Source organism: Nocardiopsis alborubida, from assembly GCF_012396365.1.
In the GTDB taxonomy this organism is placed as follows: domain Bacteria; phylum Actinomycetota; class Actinomycetes; order Streptosporangiales; family Streptosporangiaceae; genus Nocardiopsis; species Nocardiopsis alborubida.
On record NZ_JAAXPG010000015.1, the window covers coordinates 156,715 to 176,693 of the forward strand.

The window sequence follows — 19,979 nt, forward strand, 5'->3', positions numbered from 1 at the left end:
CTTCCTCACCACTCCGCGAAGGACCCGTCCTGGTGGCTCCACACCGGCGGCCTCCAGCGGTGGCCGATCCGGTCCGCCGCGCGCACGGCGTCCTCGTCCACGCTCACTCCCAGCCCGGGGGCCTCGGAGCGGTGGATGTGCCCGTCGGGGAAGGCGAAGACCTCGGTGTCCAGGACGTAGTCGAGCAGTTCGGCGTCCTGGTTGTAGTGGATGCCCATGCTCTGTTCCTGGATGAGGAAGTTGGGCGTGGCGAAGGCGACCTGCAGGCTCGCGGCCAGGGCCACGGGGCCGAGCGGGCAGTGCGGGGCCAGCAGGGCGTCGTAGGTCTCGGCCAGGGAGGCGATCCGGCGCACCTCGGAGACCCCGCCCGCGTGGGAGAGGTCGGGCTGGACGACCGCGACCCCCGCCTGGAGCGCGGGCAGGAACTCGGTCCGGCCGAACAGGCGCTCGCCGGTGGCGATGGGCACCGGGCTGGACCGCACGACGTCGCCGAGCAGGTGCCCGTACTCGGGCAGGACCGGCTCCTCCACGAACATGGGGCGCAGGGGCTCCAGCAGGGGCAGGACCCGGCGGGCGGTGGCCGCGTTGAAGCGGCCGTGGAAGTCCACCGCCACGTCCCGGTCCGGGCCGAGCACGTCGCGCACCCCGGCCAGGCGCTCCACGACGCCGTCGATCTCGCGCACGGTGGCCGAGCGCCCCATCACCCCGGACGCGTTCATCTTCACGGCGGTGAGCCCGGACTCCACGCGGGCCGCGACCGCCTCCGCCAGCTCGGCCGGGTCGTCGCCGCCGACCCAGCCGTACACGCGCACCCGGTCGCGGACGGGACCGCCGAGGAGCCGGTGGACGGGGACGCCCAGGCGCTTGCCCGCGATGTCCCACAGCGCCTGGTCGAGCCCCGCGACGGCGCTGGACAGGACGGGTCCGCCCCGGTAGAACGCGGCCTTGGTGAGGCGCTGCCAGTGGTACTCGATGGGCGCGGGGTCCTGGCCCAGGAGGAGTTCGGACAGCTCCTCGACCGCGGCGCGCACGGTCTCCGCGCGCCCCTCCACCACGGGCTCGCCCCAGCCCACGACGCCGTCGTCGGTCTCCACCCGGCACATCAGCCACCGGGGCGGGACCAGGAAGGTCTCGATACGGGTGATTCTCATTGAGATCTCTCCAGATCGTCTACGGCCGCGTCGTCCTCGGTGACGCGGAGGAGGTCTTCCCGTGCCTGCTCCAGCAGGGAGCGCATGGCGGACTCGGCGGCGCGCGGGTCGCCCGCGGCGACGGCCTCGGTGACCGCGCCGTGGGTGGGCACCGGGTCGTCGTGGGCGCCCCCGTGGACCAGGCGGTCGCGTTCGGAGAGCCCCGCGGCGAAGAAGACGTCGGTGCGGGTGAACAGCTCGTTGTGCGTGGCCGCCAGCAGCGCGCGGTGCCAGCGCAGGTCGGCCCGAGCGGCCTCCTCGGCCGGGCCGCGGCCGGTGTCGGCGATGTCGGTGAGCGCCGCGCGCAGTTCGGCGACGTCGGCGTCGGTGCGGCGCCGCGCGGCCAGGCGCGCCGCGGCGGGTTCGAGGGCGTCGCGCAGTTCGGCCAGCTCGCCGAAGAAGACGTCGCCCGCGCCCGCGGCGATCCGCCACCGGACCACGTCGGGGTCGAGCAGGTTCCAGTCGCCGCGGGGGCGCACGAACGTCCCCTTCTTCTGCCGGGATCCGACCAGCCCCTTGGCCGCCAGGACCTTGATCGCCTCGCGGATCGCGGTCAGGCTCAGGTCGAGCTCGCCGCTGAGCGCGGCCAGGTCGATCGTCTCCCCCTCGCCGATCCGTCCGGAGAGCACGCGTTCTCCCAGCAACCGCACCGTCTGGCCGTGCACACCGCGCCCCGAGTAGGCCGCCATCACTTCCTCCGTTCCGGGCGTCCCGTCACGACGACGCCTTGTAGATACTCCACCCTCCGTCGACCGGCAGGCTCGTGCCGGTGACGTAGGAGGCCTCGGCGGAGGCGAGGAAGGAGATGACGGAGGCGACCTCGTCAGGGTCGCCGAAGCGGCCCGCGGCGGTCTGCGCGACGCTGTCGCGGCGGTCCTCCTCGCCCACGTCCTCCCAGGCCGCGGTGAGGATGGGCCCGGGCAGCACGCAGTTGACGCGCACGCGCGGCCCGTACTCGACGGCGAGCTGGCGGGTCAGGGCGGTCAGCCCTCCCTTGGTGGTGGCGTAGGCCGGTCGGCCGGGGAGCCCGAACCAGGCGTGGACCGAGGAGGTGATGACGACGCTGCCGCCGCTGGCGGAGAGGTCGTCCAGGCAGGCGCGCACCCCCAGGAACGCCCCCGTGAGGTTGACGGCGAGCTGGCGCTCCCAGGAGCCGAGCGTGGTCTCGTGGGCGGGCGCCTGCTCGAAGGTGTAGGCGTTGGAGACCAGGACGCCCACCGGCCCGAAGGCGTCCCGGGCCGCCGCCACGACCCCGTCCCAGGAGGCCTCGTCGCTCACGTCGGCCCGCACCGCCAGGGCGCGTCCGCCCTCGGCTCGGATGCGTTCGGCGGCCTCCTCCAGGCGCGGGGACAGGTCGGTCAGCACCACCGAGGCGCCCTCGGCGGCCAGGCGGCGGGCGGTGGCCTCCCCGATGCCCCGGGCCGCGCCGGTGACCACGGCGGTGACTCCGCGGTGCCTGGTGTGTGTCATGTCGTTCCGTCCTCTGCTGCGTCCCCGGCCGGGCCGGGAGCGGTCGTTGCTCTGCGGCGCCGCGGTGCTCAGGCCCGGTCGGGCGCGAACACGACGGCGGGCGCGGTGTCGGTGTCGGTGTCGGGGACCAGGGCGTCGAAGCGCGCCGGTTCGCCGGGCCGGGTGTGCGCGACCGTGCGGCCGGACGCGGGGTGGACGAGCGTGCCCGGACGCGAGGACGTGAAGACCCCGCTCAGGCGCCGCCCTCCCGGCTCGCGCGCGCCCCAGCGGGGCTCCTCGCTCCAGAACCCGTCGGGGGTCACCCCGGCCACCGGCCCCGTGCCCGACCCGAGGCCGAACTCGACGCTGAGGGCCGTGGCCTGTCCCGGTGCGAGCTCGGTGAGCGGTCCCAGCGCCTCGACCTCGGTGACGCGGTCGACCGGGCACAGTCCGCCCAGGTGCTCCAGCGGTCGGTCCACGGGGCATTCGAGCCACACCTCGGCCCTGGAGCCGCCGTCCGGGTACTCGGCGCCCTCGTGCACGGCGAAGCGCTGGGTGAGGGTGCCCCCGGCGCCCACGTCCGCCAGCCACCCGGAGGCCGTGGGGAAGCCGACCTTGCCGACCACGTTCTGGAGGGGGACCCGCACGACGGAGGGCGTGTGCTCGACCACCCGGGGGCGGCCGTTGCCCGCGACGAGCGGCACGGTGTGCGGGCCCGGGCCGCTCACGCCCACGTAGACCCCGCGGGCCCCGTCCTGTCCGCCCGGCTGTCCGGCCCGCTGCCCGCTGGGCCCGCCGGGCCCGCCGTCGAGCTGGGTGACGTTCCACAGCGCCCACCGGCGCGCGGTGCCGGAGACGTTGACCGCCTCCAGGTCCAGCCGGTAGGCGGCGCTGTCGGGTGCCAGGGTCAGGCGGCGGGTGAGCCGCAGCCCCGAGCGGGGGTCGTCCCCGCTGGTGAGGGTGAGCACGGCGGAGCCGTCGGGGGCGGTCTCGGTCTCGGCGGTGTAGGGGCCCGAGTCCAGGACGGAGTCGGGCGGCCCGGCCCACTCGTCGGGGCCGTCCCACCCCTGGGGCGCGGGCCAGGTCTTGTCGCCGCCGACGTTGTTCCACGCGCTCATGGGACCGTCCACCGGCCCGAGCTCCACGCCCTCCACCGGCTGGAGGTCGTCGCCCAACAGGCGGGGGTTGCGGTACAGGTGCTCGCGGCCGCGGTGGCGCACGGACAGGAGCCGCCCGCCCAGGGCGGGGGCGGCGGTCAGCCGCAGCACGCCGTTGTCCAGGACCACGAGTTCGTGCGCCCCGGAGGCGTCGCGCCGCACCTCGACGGGGCGGCTCACCGCTCGGCCCCGTTGACCAGGCACACCTTGCCCCGGCTCTCGCCCGCGGCCAGGCGGTAGGCGGCGTCGGCGTCGGCGAGGTCGAAGCGGTCGGAGACCACCCGCTCCGGGGACAGGCCCCAGCGCACCAGGTTCACCGACAGCTCCGCCATGGCGGGCAGCGAGGTCACCCAGGAGGCGTACAGGGTGAGCTGCTTGTGCAGGAGGGTGTCCGACACCTCGGTCTCCAGGGTGCCGCCCTCGCCGACCAGGGAGACGCGGCCCCACTCGGCGGCGTTCTCCAGGGCCAGGGAGCGGCCCGGGCGCGACCCGGAGCAGTCGATGGCCGTGGCCGCGCCCCGGCCGGAGGTGACGCGGGCGATCTCGTCGGCCGCCTCCTCGGGCGAGGCCAGGGCGTCGAAGACGTCCAGGCCGGCGGCCCACTCGCGGCGGCGCTGGTTGGGCTCCACCCCGATCACGCGGGCCGCGCCCATGCCCCGGCCGATCATCCCGGCCGCCAGCCCCACCGGGCCCAGGCCCACCACGAGCAGGTCTCCGTCGCCGTTGACCCCGATGCGCCGCAGCCCCTCGTAGGCGGTGCCGAACCCGCAGGCGATGAGCGCGCCGTCCACGAAGGACAGCTCGTCGGGCAGGGGGACGCAGGTGGACTCCTCCGCCAGCAGGTACTCGGCGTGGCCCCCGTCGCGCTGCCAGCCGTAGGCCGCCCGGGAGGGGTCCGTGCAGCTGATCATGAAGCCGCGGCGGCAGTTGTCGCACAGCCCGCACCCGGCGATGTGGTAGACGATGACCCGGTCGCCGGGGCCGAACCTGCGGCAGCCCGGTCCGGCCTGCACGACCGTGCCCGAGGGCTCGTGGCCCGCGACGACGCCCTGGTAGGCGGGGCCGTCGACCCCCCGGTGCGTCTTGTGATCGTGGTAGATGAACCCGATGTCGCTGCCGCAGATGCCCGAGGCGCCGACCCGGATCAGCACCTGTCCGGGGCCCGGCTCGGGCACGGGCAGGGTGTCCAGGACCGCGGTCGAGTCCCCGGGCAGGCGCACCCCGCGCATGGTCCCGGGAAGCGGCGTGGTGGCGGCGGCCGTTGCGTTCATGCTGTGTTTCCCCCGTTCGGAGATGGCTAGGCGAGCCGGTTGGCCGCGCTGCGCCTGCTGATGACGACGTTGATCAGGACGGCCCCCACGATGATGAGGCCGCGCACCACGTCCTGGAAGAAGGAGTTGACGCCGAGCAGCACCAGGCCGTTGGCGATGACCGTGATGAAGACGACCCCCAGGAAGGTACCGCCGAGCGAGCCGCGGCCGCCCGCGAGGGCGGTACCGCCGATGACCACGGCGGCGATCACGTCGAACTCCAGCCCCGCCGCGGCGCCGCCGTTGCCCGAGCCCAGGCGGGCGGCGAGCAGCACGCCGGTGATGGCCGAGAGCAGGCCGGTGGTGGCGAACAGCAGGACGCGCACCCGGGCCACGTTGAGCCCGGCCAGCTGCGCGGCGGCGGCGTTGCCGCCGGTGGCGTAGACGGAGCGGCCGTAGGCGGTGTACTTGGCGACGTAGGCGAAGACCGCGAAGAGCACGAGCATGACCAGTGCGGCGGTCGGGATGCCCAGGACGGAGCCGCCGAGCACGTCGAGCAGGCCGCTCTGGGGCAGCGGCACGGGGAGGGCGTCGGTCATGTACAGCGCCAGGCCGCCCAGGACGCTCCACAGCCCCAGCGTGGTGATGAAGGAGGGCACGTTGAACCGGGCCCGGAGCCATCCGGCGAGGGCGCCCCACAGCACTCCCATGGCCAGGGTGAGCATGATGGCGCCGATCACGCCCAGGTTCCACTCGGTGGCGCCCTTGGCCACGATGACCGAGGCGAAGGCGACGGCCGGGCCGATGCTGATGTCGATCTCCCCGGCGATGATCACCAGGGTGACGCCCCAGGCCGCGATGCCGATCGTGGCGGCGTTGCGCAGCAGGCCGAGCTGGTTGTCCAGGCTCAGGAACCCGGAGGCGGAGAGTCCGAGGACGACGTAGAGGATCAGGATGGCGGCCAGGAGGCCGATCTCGTTGAGGCGGTGGCCGTAGCGGCCGATGAGGTCGCCGCGGGCGGGGACCGCCTCGCCGGTGACCTTCGTGGTGGTGGTCATTGCTCTACCTCGCCGTTCACGCCGCCATCGCGGCGGCCATGATGTTGTCCAGGGTGATGTCGTCGCCGGTGAACTCGCCTCGCAGGCGTCCTCCGCGCAGGGCGAGCACGCGGTCGCACACGAGCGGGAGTTCCTCCAGTTCGCTGGAGACGAAGAGGACCGCGGCCCCCTGCTCGGCCAGCTCGCGCACGATGGCGTAGATCTGGGCCTTGGCCTCGACGTCCACGCCCCGGGTGGGCTCGTCCAGCAGGAGGATGCGGCTCCCGGCGTGCAGCCAGCGGCCGATGACGGCCTTCTGCTGGTTGCCGCCGCTGAGGTTGACGATGGGGGTGTCGGTCGCGGCGGCCTTGATCGAGAGCCGGTCGATGAGGCCCCGGCCGATGTCCGAGACGCGGGAGGGGAGCACGGTCCCCGCCTTGGAGGCGCCGCCGAACCAGGTCATGACCATGTTCTCGGACACGCCCAGGAGGGGGACGACGCCCTCTCCCTTGCGGTCCTCGGGGGTGATGCCCACGCCCAGGCGCTTCATCGCGCGGGGGGTGGGGCGGGCCACCGGCGAGCCGTCCACCTCCACGGTGCCCCGGGAGGGGGTGAAGCCCGCCAGCGCGCGCAGGACCTCGGTCCGGCCCGAGCCCATGAGGCCGCCCAGGCCCAGGACCTCGCCGGGGTGCAGGTCGAAGGAAACGCCGTCGACCTTGGGCGGCACCGCCAGGTCGCGGACCGACAGCAGCGGTGTCCCGGAGGCGGCGGCGCGGCGCACCGGCCTGTTCTCCTCCTTGGTCTCGCCTCCGAGCATGAGGGAGACGATGTGCCGGGTGGTGGCGCCGCGGACCGGGGTGGTCTCCACGACGGTGCCGTCGCGCATGACCGTGACCGTGTCGGCGACCCTGCGGATCTCGTCCAGGCGGTGGCTGACGTAGATGACGCCGACGCCGCGGGAGGCGACGCGCTCGACGGCCTTGAGGACGGTCTCGGCCTCACCGGCGGCGAGCGCGCTGGTGGGCTCGTCGAGGATGAGCAGCCGCGGCCGGGCGCGGAAGGCCCGCGCGATCTCCACGAGCTGCTGCTGGGCCAGGGGCAGTTCGCCGACCCGGGTGTCGGGGGCGATGTCGACGCCGAGTTCGGCGAAGACCTCCTCGGCCCCGGCCCTGATGCGGCCGTAGTCGATGCGCCCCGCGGCCTTGGGCCAGGTGCCGAGGTAGAGGTTCTCGGCCGCCGACAGCTCCGGGACCAGGCTGAGCTCCTGGTAGACGGTGCCCACGCCGAGCTTGGTCGCCCGGCGGATGCCGCCCTGGCCGAGCGGCTGGCCGCCGATCTCGATCTCGCCCTCGTCGGGTGCCTCCACGCCGGACAGCAGGCGGATCAGGGTGGACTTTCCGGCGCCGTTGCGTCCGAGCAGCGCGCGGACCTCTCCGGCGCGGATCTCGAAGTCGGCGCGGTCCAGCGCCCGGACGCCGGGATAGCTCTTGGTCGCGCCGCGGACGCGGGCCACGACGTCGGTGTCGGGCGGGGGCGCGGCGGAGGTGTCGCTCATGGGTACTCCACAGGTGGGACGAAGGGGACGGGCGTGCTGCGCGCCCGGGTTAGGGGACGCCGTCCGGGTGCTCCTCCAGCCACTCCTCGCCGTCCTCGGGCGTGGTGTAGAGGTCGATGGGCGCCTCGGTCACGAACTCCTCGGGTTCCTCGCCCGCGATGATGCGCTCGACCGTCTCCCCGGCCAGCAGTCCGACCGCGATCCCGGAGATGTCGACGTTGGCCTTGAGGACGCGGTGGTCGGACAGCGCGCGGGCCGCGTCCGTGGACATGTCGCTGCCGAAAACCACGACCTCCCCGGCCAGGCCCCGGTTGGTCACGGCGCGGACCGCGCCCATGGTGGCGCCGCCCGCCTCCCCGTAGAAGGCGTCGAGGTCGGGGTGGGCGGTGAGCAGGCGCTCGCCCACGTTGACGGCCTCGTCGATGGTGGCGCCCTCCTGGTTGGCGACGATCTGGGCGTCGGGCAGGCGGTCGAAGAGCGCCTCCTCGAAGCCCTCGCGCCGCTGCACGCAGACCTCGACGAACTCGCAGTTGAGGACGCCGATCCGGGGGTCCTCCACGCCCTCGTCCTCGAAGTGGTCCGCGGCCGCGTCGCCCAGCAGGCGCCCGAACTCGTGGGGGTCGCCCAGGATGTAGGAGGTCACGTACTCCCTGGCGGCCTCGTCCTCGATGCAGGTGTTGTAGCAGATCACCGGGATCCCGCTCTCGTGCGCCAGGCGCACGGCGGGCACCGAGGCGGTGGCCGAGACCGGGGACAGCACCAGCGCGTCGACGTCGGCCGACGAGACGACGTCCACGAAGGTGCTCTCCTCCGAGGCGTCGCCGCGGGCGTTGAGCTCCAGGAGCTGGAGCTCGCGTCCGGAGTCCTCGGCGTAGTTCTGCATGCCCTCGCGGACTCCCGCGTAGAAGCCCTGCGCGTCCATGTAGACGACGCCGATGCGGCCGTCCTCGCCGAGCCTGGCGCCGCATCCGGCGAGCAGCAGCACGCACAGGGCGCCGGTGAGAGCGGCGAGCGCGCGGCCCGGGGGGCGCGGCGGTCGTCTGCCCATGAGGTCCTCCTTGGCGTAGGGCGCACGCGCTCACCTGCGCGGACGCCTTCCTCAACTGCTGGAGAGCATGCCAGAGTGACTCAGACAACGTCAAGAATAAATATTAATTAATTATTTTTCGGGTGCCGCAGGACACAAGGAGGCCCCGCGGACACGGCGGTGCGGCGGCCGGGACGCGGGCACGGCGGCACGAAGACGGCGGTGCGGCGGCACGGAGGGAAGCGGGAACGACCGCGGAGGGGCGCGGGGACCGGCACGGCCTTACGGGAGCGGGCGGGGGACGCACGCACCGCGCCGGGGACGCGGGAGCCGGTCCGCGCGCGTCCCCCGCCGGAGGCGTGTCCGGCTCTCAGACCAGGTCGGGGTGCGGGTCCTCGCCGTCGAAGAGGTCGGCGGGCGGACGCGCCCGCCCCCGGGCGAACGCGCGCCCGAACCCCGCCTCGCCCAGAACCGCCCGTGCGCGCGCCGCCGCGCGGTCCACGTCGCTCCGTTCACCGGCGGGCATCGGCGCGCCCGCCCCCTCTCGCAGGGCCTCGGCGGTGCCGAGGAGTCCGGCGGCGGCGCCGTGGCGGCCGGTGAGCGTGTGCGCGGCGGCCACTCCCTCCAGCGCGAGCGCCAGGGCGCGCGGGTCACCGCTGCCGCGGGCCGCGGCCAGCCCCTCCCTGTGCAGGCGCAGCGCCTCGGCCGCGTCGCCCCGCAGCTCCGCCGAGAAGCCCAGTTCGGCCAGGGCCAGGGCGGCGCCCGGCAACCAGCCCACCCGGGCCGACCACCGCGCTATCGGGCGCATGTGCCGCTCGGCCTCCTCCAGCCTTCCCCCGCGCCGCGCGCTGAGCCCCAGCCCGAGCCGGGCGTACTGCTCCCCCGGCACGTCCCCCTGCCCCCGCACCAGGTCCAGCGCCCGCCGGTGGAGCTCGTCGGCGCGGTCCAGGTCGCCCTCCAGCAGGGCGATCCGGCCCAGCCCGGCCACCGCCCCGGCGGCCTCGGACCACAGCCCCAGCTCCTCGGCCATGCCCAGGGCCTCCCGGCGGAAGCGGGCCGCGTCGGCGAGGCGGCCGGTGACCTCGGCCGGCATCGCCAGGACGGTCAGGGCGTTCATCTGGCCCCAGCGGTCGCCGAGGCCGCGGAAGAGCGCGAGTGCCTCCCTCCCCAGGGCACCCGCCTCGACCAGGTTCCCGCGTCCCAGGGCGTGCGAGGCCCGTGCGGTCAGGGACGCGGCCAGCCCCCAGCGGTCGCCGCGCTCGCGGAAGACGGCCAGCGCCTGGGTGACGAGGTCCTCGCTGACGGCCCGGTCTCCCCGGCCGTGGAGCACGAACCCGATCATCCAGGCCGCGCGGGCGCGTTCGAGCTCGGTGTCGCCGGGCGGCCCGGGCAGGTCGTCGAAGGCCTTGAGCGCGCTGTGGGCCAGGGCGGTGTGGTCGTTCCCGGCCCCGGCGAGGATCTCGAACACCGCGGCGGTCGCCCCGGCCATGGCCGCCTCCGTGGAGGCGGGTCCGCGCACCGCGTCCCGGACGCGGCCGGTGAGGCGGCGGCCCTCCCGGTAGCGGCCGCGCATGTACCAGTACCAGCCCAGGGAGTTGGCGAGGCGGGCGGCGTGCCCCTCCGCTCCGCGCCCGACGGCCTCGTCCAGGGCCGCGCGCAGGTTGGGCGCCTCGGCGTCCAGGCGTCGGAGCGCCTCCTTCTGGGAGGGGCCCGGTATCCGCCCCGCGTACCGGCGGACCAGGGCGGTGTAGTGGTCCAGGTGGCGCCCGCGCAGTCCGTACGCCTCCCCGGCCTCGGACAGGCGCTGGCGGGCGTAGTCGGCGATGGACTCCAGGAGCCGGTGGCGGCGGCCGGTGAGGGGGTCGTCCGCGGCCACCACGAGGGAGCGGTCGACCAGGCTCGTGAGCAGGTCCACGACGTCGACGGCGTCGATGCCGTCGCCGGAGCAGACGGCCTCGACGTCCTCGGGTGCGCACCCGCCGGTGAACACGGCGAGGCGGCGCAGCAGGACGCGCTCGCGCTCGTCGAGCAGTTCCCAGCTCCAGTCGATCATGGCGCGCAGGGTCCGCTGGCGCGGGGGCAGGTGGCGCCGGGCGGTGGACAGCAGGCGGAAGCGGTCGTCCAGGCGGGAGAGCACGCCGGTGACGCCGAGGGCGCGCACGCGGGTGGCGGCCAGCTCCAGGGCCAGGGGGATCCCGTCGAGGCGGCGGCACAGCAGGGCGACGTCGGCGGCGTTGTCCGGGGTCAGGGCGAACCCGGGCGCGGAGGCGGCGGCGCGTTCGGCGAACAGGCGCACCGCGCCGGAGGCCCCGACACGGTCGGCGGGGGTGTCGGCGGAGGGCACGGGCAGGGGCTCGACTCCGTACAGGACCTCGCCGGGCACCCCGAGGGGTTCGCGGCTGGTGGCCAGGACGCGCAGGTCCGGCAGACGGCCGAGCAGGGCTCCGACCAGGTCGGCGACCTCGTCCGCGAGGTGCTCGCAGTCGTCCAGGACGAGCAGGGTGTGCCTGCCCTCCAGCGCGCCCAGCACGTGGCGCAGGGGGTCCGACCCGCCGCCGTCGCGGACCCCGAGTGCCCTCGCCAGGGCCGTGACGGGATCCGGTTCGGACGCGGAGGCGTCCGGTACGGCTCGCTGGGCGGCGAACTCGACCAGGTGCGCCCCGCCGCCGAAGCCGGGGGCGAGCTCGTGCGCGAGCGCGAGGGCCAGGCGGGTCTTGCCGACCCCGCCGATCCCGGTGAGGGTGACCAGGCGGACCTCGGCCAGAAGCCGTGTTATCTGCCGTTGCTCCTCCTCGCGGCCGATGAGCGCGGTGAGCGGCAGGGGAGGGAGCGCGCGGCCGGTGACCGCGGGCGCCGAGGAGGAAGCGTCGGACGGCACGACCGGGGCTACGGGTACGGTGCCCGCCTGCGCAGCAGGATCCTCCGGGGTTCCGTGCGCGTTCCCCATGCCGGGGACCGGTTCCCCCGATGTCGCGCGGGCGCCCTCCGCACGCGGGGGCGGCTCCCCCTGCGTCGCGGACGCGCTCCCCGTACCAGGAACAGGCCCTTCCGGTGTTGTGCGGACAGCCCCCGCGCGCGGAGCGGGTCCCGTCGGCGCCTCGGAAGCTCGTGCCGTTGCGGGAGCGGGTTTCATCGAGGTCCCGGACGTGGAAGCGTCCCCGGAAGCCGGGGACGCCGGACGGTGCCGGAGGATGCGGCCGTGCAGCTCGGCCACCTCGGGGCCGGGATCCACCCCCAGCTCCTCCCGCAGGCGCCCGGCCAGGGCCGTGTGGGCGGTCAGGGCGTCGGCCTGGCGCCCACCCTCGTACAGGGCGCGCATGTACGCGGCCACCAGTCGCTCGCGCAGGGGGTGCTCGGCCACGAGGGCGCCCAGCGGACCGGTCACCCCTCGGTGTTCGCCCAGGTCGAGCCGGGCGAGGGCGTGTTCCTCCAGTGCGCCCAGGCGGCGCTCCTCCAGCCGTGCGGCCGCCGGCCGGGCGAACTCCTCGTCGGCCACGTCGGCGTAGGCGGGACCGCGCCACAGCTCCAGGGCCTCGGTGAGCAGCCGGACCCGTTCGCGAGCGCTGACGGCCCCGTGGGCCGCGTCCGCCAGCGACTGGAAGCGCTCGGCGTCCACGGCGGCGGGAGGCAGGTCGAGGAGGTAGCCGGGCGGGTGGTGGCGGACCAGGTCGCGGGCCCCGGGTTCGGCCTCGTCCAGCGCCCGGCGCAGGGCCCACACCTTGCGTTGCAGGGCGCGTCCGGGGCTGCCGGGCCGGAGGCCGTCCGCCCACAGCCACTCCACGAGGCGGTCCGCCGACACCGGCCAGCCCCGGTGGGCGAGCAGGCCTGCCAGCAGGACTCGGGCCTTGCGTTCGGGGATCGGCACGGCCCGGCCGTCGTCCGTGAACGCGCGGACGGGACCCAGGACACCGAAGCGCATGGCCTCACCGTAGCCGAGCGCGGAAACCCCGACCGGTCCGACCGGGGTCGGGCCGCGCGCGAAGGCCCCATCCGGGGCTGAACGGGGCCGGCCGGGGTCGGGCCGGGTGCGAACCGGGGCCGGACCGAGTGCGGGTCAGGCGAGCGTGGGAGCTACCGACACGCCGTCCCTGGGGGGGAGAGTCGATCCCCGCGTCCGCCGGCACGACCTTCCCCTCCCCTTCCCGGAGCGAGGGTCCGGGAAGGGGAGGGCGGCGGCTCCCCGCCGTCGCCGGGGACGGCGGGCCCCACCCCCGCGGCCGCCCCGCCCGAGCCGCCCGACAACCCACGGAGAACCATGACCATCCAGGCCCCGCACCGTCGCGCCACGTGGCGCGAGTGGCTCGGGCTGTCCATCCTGACCCTGCCCGTGTTCATGATGGCCAACGACGTTTCGGTGCTCTACCTGGCGCTGCCCCGGATCGGCGCCGACCTGCTGCCCTCGGCCGCCCAGTCGCTGTGGATCCTGCACGTGGGCGAACTGCTGGGCGCCGGACTGGTGCTGACCATGGGCCGTCTGGGCGACCGGGTGGGGCGGCGCCTGCTGCTCCTGACCGGTCTGGCCGTGTACGCGGCCGCCTCCGCCGCGGCCGCCTTCGCCCCCGGCCCCGTGACGCTCATCGCGGCCCGCGCCGTGCTGGGCGCGTCCGTGGCGGTGATATCGCCGTCCGCGCTGGCGCTGCTGCGGCAGATGTTCCCCGGCGCCCGGCAGTTCGCGACCGCCGTGGCGCTGTACCTGAGCGCGTTCTCCGTGGGGATGGCGCTGGGCCCGCCGCTGGGCGGCCTGCTGCTGGAGTTCCTCTGGTGGGGGTCGGTGTTCCTGGTGAACGTGCCCGTGGCCCTGTTCGCGCTGGTGACCCTGCCGTTCCTGCTGCCGGAGTTCCGCGACCCGGGCGCGCGGCGGCTGGACCCCGCGAGCGTCCTGTTGTCCACGGCCGCCCTGGTCCTGGCCGTCTTCGGGCTCCAGGAGGTCGTCTCGCGGGGGCCGGAGCCGCCGCTGCTGGCCGCCGTGGCCGGGGGCCTGGCGCTGGGCTGGCTCTTCTGGCGCCGCCAGCGGCGGCTGGACGACCCGCTGCTGCCCCCGGGCCTGTTCTCCGAGCGGGGGTTCGGCGCGGCGGTGTCCCTGACCCTGCTGATGCTGCTGGTCGCGGGCGGCCCGAACCTGTTCGGCGTGCAGTTCCTCCAGTCCGCCCTGGAGGTGTCGCCGGGGCTGGTGGGGCTGCTGCTGGTCCTTCCCGCCGTGGCGGGTCTGGTCGGCACCATGCTCACCCCGCTGCTGCTGCGGTGGGCGACCGCGGGGCAGGTGCTGGCGCTGTCGATGCCCGTCGCCCTCGTCGGACTGGTGACCATGGCGGCGTCCGCCGGTCCCGGATCCCTGTGGGGACTGGTCACCGGTACCGTCCTGCTCTCCCTCGGCGGCGGCCCGGCGATGACGCTGGGCAGCCAGGTGGCGCTGTCCTCCGCGCCGCGGGAGCGGACGGCGACGGCCTCGGCCGTGGTGGACGTGGCCTCGGGCATGGGGCAGACGCTGAGCCTGGCACTGCTGGGCGGACTCGGGCTGGCGGTGTACCGGGGCGCCCTGGAGGGCTCCGTGCCCGCTGGTGTCCCCGCGGACGCGGCCGGGACCGCGGGTGAGGGTGTCGGCGCCGCCGCGGCGGTCGCCGGTGACCTGGGCGGCGCGGCGGGGGCCGCGCTGCGCGAGGCCGCCGGGACGGCGCTGGGCACCGCGCTCCAGACGGCCTCCGTGGTCGGCGCGGTGGTGCTGGCCTGCACGATCGTCGTGGTGTCGGTGCGGCTGTGGTGGTACCGCCCCGACTGACCGGCGCCCGGTGTTACCCCCGCGCCGGGCCGGGTAGCGGGCGGGACGGAGGACGGGACGGCCCGGCGCGGCCCCCGGCGGGGTCGTCCGGCGCCGCGGAGGGCGGACCGGCCGCTCCCGCGCGCGTCCGGTCCCCACGCCGACGACCGTTACCGAGCAAACTCCGGGTGCTCACCTAGAGTGAACAAGCCACTACCGCACGCACGGGGGACGAGACGACATGACACACGACCTTCCCGACGACCGCGGCAGCGAGCCGGGTTCCTTCGACGAGTTCCTGGCGCGCTTCCTGGGGGCCCGGGGACCGGTCCGCCGCGTGGACCTGTCCAAGCTGATGAGCCCCGAGGCCCAGCAGGTGGCCGACGCCGCGGTGCGCCGCGCCCTGGAGGCCGGCAGCGCCGACGTCGACGCGGTCCACCTGCTGTGGGCGCTGCTGCGCTACCCGCCCACGCGGGAGATGGTGCAGAACAGCGGCTCCGACACCCAGCAGATCATCGACGTGATCGACCAGGCGGTGTCGCAGACCCCGAGGTCGGTGCGCGGCTCCGCCCGGCTCACCCCCGCCGCCAAGCGCGCCCTCCTCGACGCCCTCCAGATCGCGCGCGCCACGGGCAGCTCCAGCATCACTCCCGAACACCTGCTCTTCGCGCTGGCGGTCAACACCGACAGCGCCGTCGGCCAGCTCCTGCGCGGTTCGGGGATCACCCCGCAGTCGCTCCAGAAGGCCGCCGGGGCGCCCCCCGCCGCCGACCAGGGCGAGGGCGAGCCCTCCGCCACCCCGACCCTGGACGAGTACGGCACCGACATGACCGGGCTGGCCCGGGAGGGCCGCCTGGACCCGGTGGTCGGCCGCGACGACGAGGTCGAGCAGTGCATCGAGGTGCTCGCCCGGCGGCGCAAGAACAACCCGGTGCTCATCGGCGACCCGGGCGTGGGCAAGACCGCGATCGTGGAGGGCATCGCCCAGCGCATCTTCGACGAGGACGTCCCCGAGACCCTGCTCGGGCGCCGCCTGGTCCAGCTCGACCTGGCCGGGGTGGTGGCGGGCACGCGCTACCGGGGCGACTTCGAGGAGCGCCTGAACGCCATCGTGGACGAGATCCGCTCCCAGTCCGACCAGCTGCTCGTCTTCATCGACGAGATCCACACCATCGTCGGCGCCGGTGCCGCCGAGGGGTCCATGAACGCCGGGAACATGCTCAAGCCCGCGCTGGCCCGCGGCGAGCTGCACATCATCGGCGCGACCACCGTGGACGAGTACCGCAAGAACATCGAGAAGGACGCGGCCCTGGAGCGCCGCTTCCAGCCGATCCAGGTGCCCGAGCCGTCGGTGGAGGACACCGTCGAGATCCTGCGCGGACTGCGCGACCGCTACGAGGCCCACCACCAGGTGCGGTTCGCCGACGAGAGCCTGGTGGCGGCGGCCGAGCTGTCGGACCGCTACGTCACCGACCGCTTCCTCCCCGACAAGGCCATCGACCTCATCGACCAGGCGGGCGCGCGGGTGCGCCTGCGCCTGAAGTCCTCCAGCTCCGGACTGCGCGAGCTGGAGGGCAGGCTCAAGAGCCTGGAGGAGGAGAAGGAGAAGGCGGTCCAGCAGGAGGACTACGAGCGCGCCTCGGCGCTGCGCGACGAGATCGCCACCGCCAGGAGCTCGATCCACCAGGCGCGCGGAACCGGTTCGTCGGTCCCCGAGGTGACCAGCGCCGACATCGCCGAGGTGGTCTCCCGCAGCACCGGCATCCCGGTCTCCCAGCTGACCCAGGAGGAGCGGGACCGGCTGGTCAACCTGGAGGAGGTGCTGCACGATCGGGTGATCGGCCAGGACGAGGCGGTCACGGCCGTCTCCGAGGCCATCCGCCGCTCGCGGGCCGGTCTGGGCGACCCCGACCGGCCGGTGGGCAGCTTCCTGTTCCTGGGCCCGACCGGCGTGGGCAAGACGGAGCTGGCGCGGGCGCTGGCCGAGGCCCTGTTCGGTTCCGAGGACTCCATGGTCCGCGTCGACATGAGCGAGTTCCAGGAGCGCCACACCGCCAGCCGCCTGACCGGGGCGCCTCCGGGGTTCGTGGGCTACGAGGAGGCGGGCCAGCTCACCGAGGCGGTGCGCCGCCACCCCTACTCGGTGCTGCTGCTGGACGAGGTGGAGAAGGCCCACCCGGACGTGTTCAACCTGCTGCTCCAGCTGCTGGACGACGGCCGCCTGACCGACGGGCAGGGCCGGACGGTGGACTTTCGCAACACGGTGGTCATCATGACCAGCAACCTGGGGTCGGAGGCGATCACCGGCGGCGCGCCGATGGGCTTCACCGCCGACGGCCAGATGGACCCCGACACCGAGCAGCGGGTGATGCGGCGGCTGCGCGAGGAGTTCCGCCCCGAGTTCATCAACCGCATCGACGAGGTCATCGTCTTCAAGCAGCTCGGCGAGGAGCAGCTGGGCCGGATCACCCGGCTGCTGCTGGAGCGCACCGAGGAGCGGCTCAAGGCTCAGGACATCACCGTGCGGTTCACCGACGAGGCGGTGGGATGGCTGTCCGAGCGCGGCTACCAGCCCGCCTACGGTGCCCGGCCGCTGGCGCGCACCATCCAGCGCAACGTCGGCAACAGGCTGTCGCGCATGGTGCTGGACCAGCAGGTCGTGGCGGGCGACCACGTCCTGGTGGACGTGGACGACCAGGGGGATCTGCGCATCTCCACCGTGCAGTCGTACTGACGCTGTGGCCACGGGGCGGGCCGGAGCCCGCCCCCTGCGCCGTGATCTTGTGCTTATAGCGGGGTCGGGCGGTCGAGACACGCTATAAGCACAAGATCATCGCAGTTCAGGAACCTCATGTCCCACCAGGAACGTTTCCGGCCAGTCCGCTGGGAGGGTTCCTGACGCGACGGCCTCCGTGCCGCCCTGGGCTGGATCGTCGCGGCCCCGGCGGCCCGGCCCCGGAGGGCACCGGCCTCAGGACACCGGCCTCAGGGTTCCTGGTCGATCGCCGAACCCAGATCGGTCAGCCAGGCCAGGTGGCCCTGGAGAGCCGCTCGTCCGACCGGGGTCAGGCGGAACCAGGTCTTCGGCCGGCGCCCGACCGCTCCCTTGCGGACTTCGAGCAGGCCCGCGTCCTCAAGGGTGCGGCTGTGCTTGGAGACCATCGGGTCGCTGATGTCGAGCAGCGTGCGGACGGTGGCGAAGTCGACCCACTTGGCGCCTTGCAGCAGCGCGCACATCGCCAGTCGCGGGCCGGTCTCCAGGATCGGCTGGCGCCCGGCGGCGCCTCCCTGGGAGGCGTCGCCGCCGGGACGTTGCAACGCGGTCACGGGGTGACCCTTCCGTCCTCGACGCTGCGGCGCATGGCCGAGCGGACCAGCATCTGCCCCGCGAGCACGACCACGGCGACGGGCACCAGCGCGGCGAGCGCGAAGCCGATGAGGTCGCGCTCGACCAGGACGTTGATGCCGAGGTAACCGGCGCCCGTGACGACCAGGGCGGCGATCCACATCAGCCGGGCGCCGGGGTAGGAGGTGATGTGGCGCGGCAGGTACACCCCGCTGCGCCTGCGCTGGACGACCGCGTAGGCCGTGGCGACCAGGACCACCCCGAAGACGCCCCACTGGAAGTAGAGGCCGCTGCCGGGCAGGAGCGAGGACCAGATCGGCAGGCCGGCGATGAGCACGCTCGCGAGTGCGAAGAACACCCAGTAGGCGGCGGGCAGGTCGGTGTGGGCGGCGAGCTTGCGGCGGGCGTCGGCGACCTGGTCGAGCGCGGTATTGCTGTCCATGTCCTTCTCCTCTTTCGCATCTACTTTCTATATGGAAAGTAGATACCAAGGATAGGGTGCTGTCAAACACGGTCGAGCCCCGGAGAAGGCTGTTGGCACGGGATCACTTCGCCGACATGCGAAAACGCGTCGGCCGCATGCGGCCGACGCGTGTCGGGGCAGGACCCGTCGCGGTCGGCGCCGACCGCTCGCGACAGGTCAGGGAGCGCGGGGGCGGGCCGGGAGGCCCACCCCCGCGCGTCACGGTCAGCAGGCTCCGACGTCCCTCCAGACGCCCCACTCGCCCGTGGTCCCGGGCTCCTCCCCCCGCGTCCACCACTGGGCCCGGTACAGGCGTCCGCCGTGGCTGACCTGGTCGCCGCCGGTGTACACCTCACCCGGGGACCAGGCCGGGGTCTCGCACCCGTCCGGGTCGGTGGGGTCCGTCGGGTCCGTGGGGTCGGTCGGGGCGACCCCGCTCTCACGGATGCGGTCGCGGATCCACTCCCCCGCGGGCTTGAGCGACTCGGTTCCGGTCCAGGGTCCGTCGGCGGCGCAGGTGCCGGGCTCGAACACCGCGCCGGAGCGGAAGTCGTCGGAGAAGTTCCAGTTCACCCAGCTGATCTGCTCCTCGGCCAGGAGGTCGAGGTAGGCCTGGGCCGAGGCGAAGTCGTTGGCTCCGTCCCCGGTGGCCTCCTGGGTGCCGAACTCGGTGACGAACAGCGGCAGGTCCTGCGCCGCGGCCCGCAGGCCCTCCCGGTGGAAGTCGTCGTGCGTGGCGGCGTAGAAGTGGAAGACGTACATGATGTTGTCGGCGTCGACCGGGTCCGCGGTGATCTCGGTGTGGTCGGAGCCCTCGGACAGGCCGAGGGAGGACCAGCCGCGGGTGCCGACGAGCACGACGGCCTCGGGGTCCCCGGCGCGCACGACCGGGATGATCTCCTCCGCGTAGCCGCGGACCGCGTCCCAGGAGACCCCGTGGGGCTCGTTGGCGATCTCGTAGAGGACGTTGTCCTTGTCCGCGTGGACGGAGGCGATCTCCGAGAAGAAGGTGCGCGCCATGTCGGTGTTGTGGTTCGGGTCGCCGGGCGTGAGCATGTGCCAGTCGACGATGACGTACATGCCGCGCGCGGTGCCCTCCTCGATGAGCTCGTGGACCCGGTCGGTGAAGCCGCGCGGGTCGGTCTCGTAGCCGCCCTCCTGGATGTACATGGACACGCGCATGACGTCGGCGTTCCAGTCGTGGGCGAGTGCGTCCAGGGACCCGTCGGTGAGGCAGTCGCTGTACCACTGGAGTCCGTGGGAGCTCATCCCGGTGAGCTGGACGGTGTCGCCGTTCTCGTCGCAGAGCTTGAGGCCGCAGACCCGCAGTTGGCCGTGGGCCTCGACCGGGCTGGCGGCGGCCCGGGCCGGCGCCTCGGTCACCGCGGAGGCGGGGGCGGCCGGAGCGGCCGCGGCCGGGGCCGGGGCCTGCGCGGTGACGAGCGCGAGCGGGGCGAGCAGGAGCGCGCCCGCGAGGGCGGTGCGGATCGGGGCGGGACGCCGTCGTCGGGCGGGGGCGGGGGGTTGCGCCACTGTGGTTCCTCCAGCGGATGACGGCCCGGCGCCGCCCGGCTGGGCGGTCCGAACCGGAAGGAGTCTTTCCCGTGCAACCTAGGCCGATCATCACGCACGGGACAATCCCCCTGACGCAACGGATTCACTTCCGCGCACGCGCGCGCCGGGCGCTGCGCGCCGTCACCGCCGGTCCGGCCCCGGGCCCGTCCGCGCACGCGTGCGCTCCGGGCGTCCG

Annotated in this window: 14 protein-coding genes; 2 read left to right on the plus strand and 12 right to left on the minus strand. The window is 74.5% G+C overall.

The genetic code is table 11. The annotated features are described in order from the left end of the window. Positions 1-5: 5 nt before the first annotated feature. The 9 genes from dgoD to HGB44_RS17285 all read right to left on the minus strand — a co-directional run bounded on the left by dgoD (position 6) and on the right by HGB44_RS17285 (position 12,584). Positions 6-1,151: a galactonate dehydratase gene (gene dgoD / locus HGB44_RS17245; protein ID WP_061079033.1), complete on the minus strand. Its 1,146-nt coding sequence runs from the start codon at positions 1,149-1,151 to the stop codon at positions 6-8. Continuing rightward, complete coding sequence (locus HGB44_RS17250) at positions 1,148-1,879, minus strand: FadR/GntR family transcriptional regulator (RefSeq protein WP_061079032.1); 732 nt, start codon at positions 1,877-1,879, stop codon at positions 1,148-1,150. Before HGB44_RS17250 ends, dgoD begins: the two co-directional genes overlap by 4 nt. Before the next feature lie 25 nt (positions 1,880-1,904). Continuing rightward, positions 1,905-2,660 (minus strand): SDR family NAD(P)-dependent oxidoreductase, encoded by a 756-nt coding sequence (locus HGB44_RS17255; RefSeq protein ID WP_061079031.1) that lies wholly within the window; start codon positions 2,658-2,660, stop codon positions 1,905-1,907. A gap of 68 nt (positions 2,661-2,728) precedes the next feature. After that, complete coding sequence (locus HGB44_RS17260) at positions 2,729-3,976, minus strand: hypothetical protein (RefSeq protein ID WP_061079030.1); 1,248 nt, start codon at positions 3,974-3,976, stop codon at positions 2,729-2,731. Further along, positions 3,973-5,067: a zinc-dependent alcohol dehydrogenase family protein gene (locus tag HGB44_RS17265; RefSeq protein ID WP_061079029.1), complete on the minus strand. Its 1,095-nt coding sequence runs from the start codon at positions 5,065-5,067 to the stop codon at positions 3,973-3,975. Before HGB44_RS17265 ends, HGB44_RS17260 begins: the two co-directional genes overlap by 4 nt. A gap of 26 nt (positions 5,068-5,093) precedes the next feature. Then, on the minus strand, positions 5,094-6,104 hold the full coding sequence (locus HGB44_RS17270; protein WP_061079028.1) for an ABC transporter permease: 1,011 nt from the start codon (positions 6,102-6,104) through the stop codon (positions 5,094-5,096). 16 nt (positions 6,105-6,120) lie between these two features. Then, positions 6,121-7,638, minus strand: a complete 1,518-nt coding sequence (locus tag HGB44_RS17275) for a sugar ABC transporter ATP-binding protein (protein ID WP_061079027.1) — start codon at positions 7,636-7,638, stop codon at positions 6,121-6,123. Between the two features lie 49 nt (positions 7,639-7,687). After that, entirely contained in the window at positions 7,688-8,686 is a 999-nt protein-coding gene (locus HGB44_RS17280; RefSeq protein ID WP_061079026.1) for a substrate-binding domain-containing protein, read from the minus strand. 349 nt (positions 8,687-9,035) lie between these two features. Next, complete coding sequence (locus tag HGB44_RS17285; RefSeq protein WP_168444043.1) at positions 9,036-12,584, minus strand: AfsR/SARP family transcriptional regulator; 3,549 nt, start codon at positions 12,582-12,584, stop codon at positions 9,036-9,038. Between the two features lie 336 nt (positions 12,585-12,920). Here HGB44_RS17285 and HGB44_RS17290 point away from each other — a divergent pair, with 336 nt between their 5' ends. Both HGB44_RS17290 and HGB44_RS17295 read left to right on the plus strand, forming a co-directional pair. Beyond that, complete coding sequence (locus tag HGB44_RS17290) at positions 12,921-14,441, plus strand: MFS transporter (RefSeq protein ID WP_061079024.1); 1,521 nt, start codon at positions 12,921-12,923, stop codon at positions 14,439-14,441. Positions 14,442-14,661: 220 nt separating this feature from the next. Then, the gene (locus tag HGB44_RS17295) at positions 14,662-17,154 is read left to right on the plus strand and encodes an ATP-dependent Clp protease ATP-binding subunit (protein ID WP_061079023.1); all 2,493 of its coding nucleotides are present in this window, start codon (positions 14,662-14,664) and stop codon (positions 17,152-17,154) included. A 251-nt stretch (positions 17,155-17,405) separates the two neighbouring features. Here HGB44_RS17295 and HGB44_RS17300 read toward each other — a convergent pair whose 3' ends face one another. The 3 genes from HGB44_RS17300 to HGB44_RS17310 all read right to left on the minus strand — a co-directional run bounded on the left by HGB44_RS17300 (position 17,406) and on the right by HGB44_RS17310 (position 19,762). After that, the gene (locus HGB44_RS17300; RefSeq protein ID WP_061079022.1) at positions 17,406-17,747 is read right to left on the minus strand and encodes a transcriptional regulator; all 342 of its coding nucleotides are present in this window, start codon (positions 17,745-17,747) and stop codon (positions 17,406-17,408) included. Continuing rightward, on the minus strand, positions 17,744-18,208 hold the full coding sequence (locus HGB44_RS17305; protein WP_061079021.1) for a hypothetical protein: 465 nt from the start codon (positions 18,206-18,208) through the stop codon (positions 17,744-17,746). Before HGB44_RS17305 ends, HGB44_RS17300 begins: the two co-directional genes overlap by 4 nt. Before the next feature lie 246 nt (positions 18,209-18,454). Next, the gene (locus tag HGB44_RS17310) at positions 18,455-19,762 is read right to left on the minus strand and encodes a cellulase family glycosylhydrolase (protein WP_061079020.1); all 1,308 of its coding nucleotides are present in this window, start codon (positions 19,760-19,762) and stop codon (positions 18,455-18,457) included. Positions 19,763-19,979: the final 217 nt, after the last annotated feature.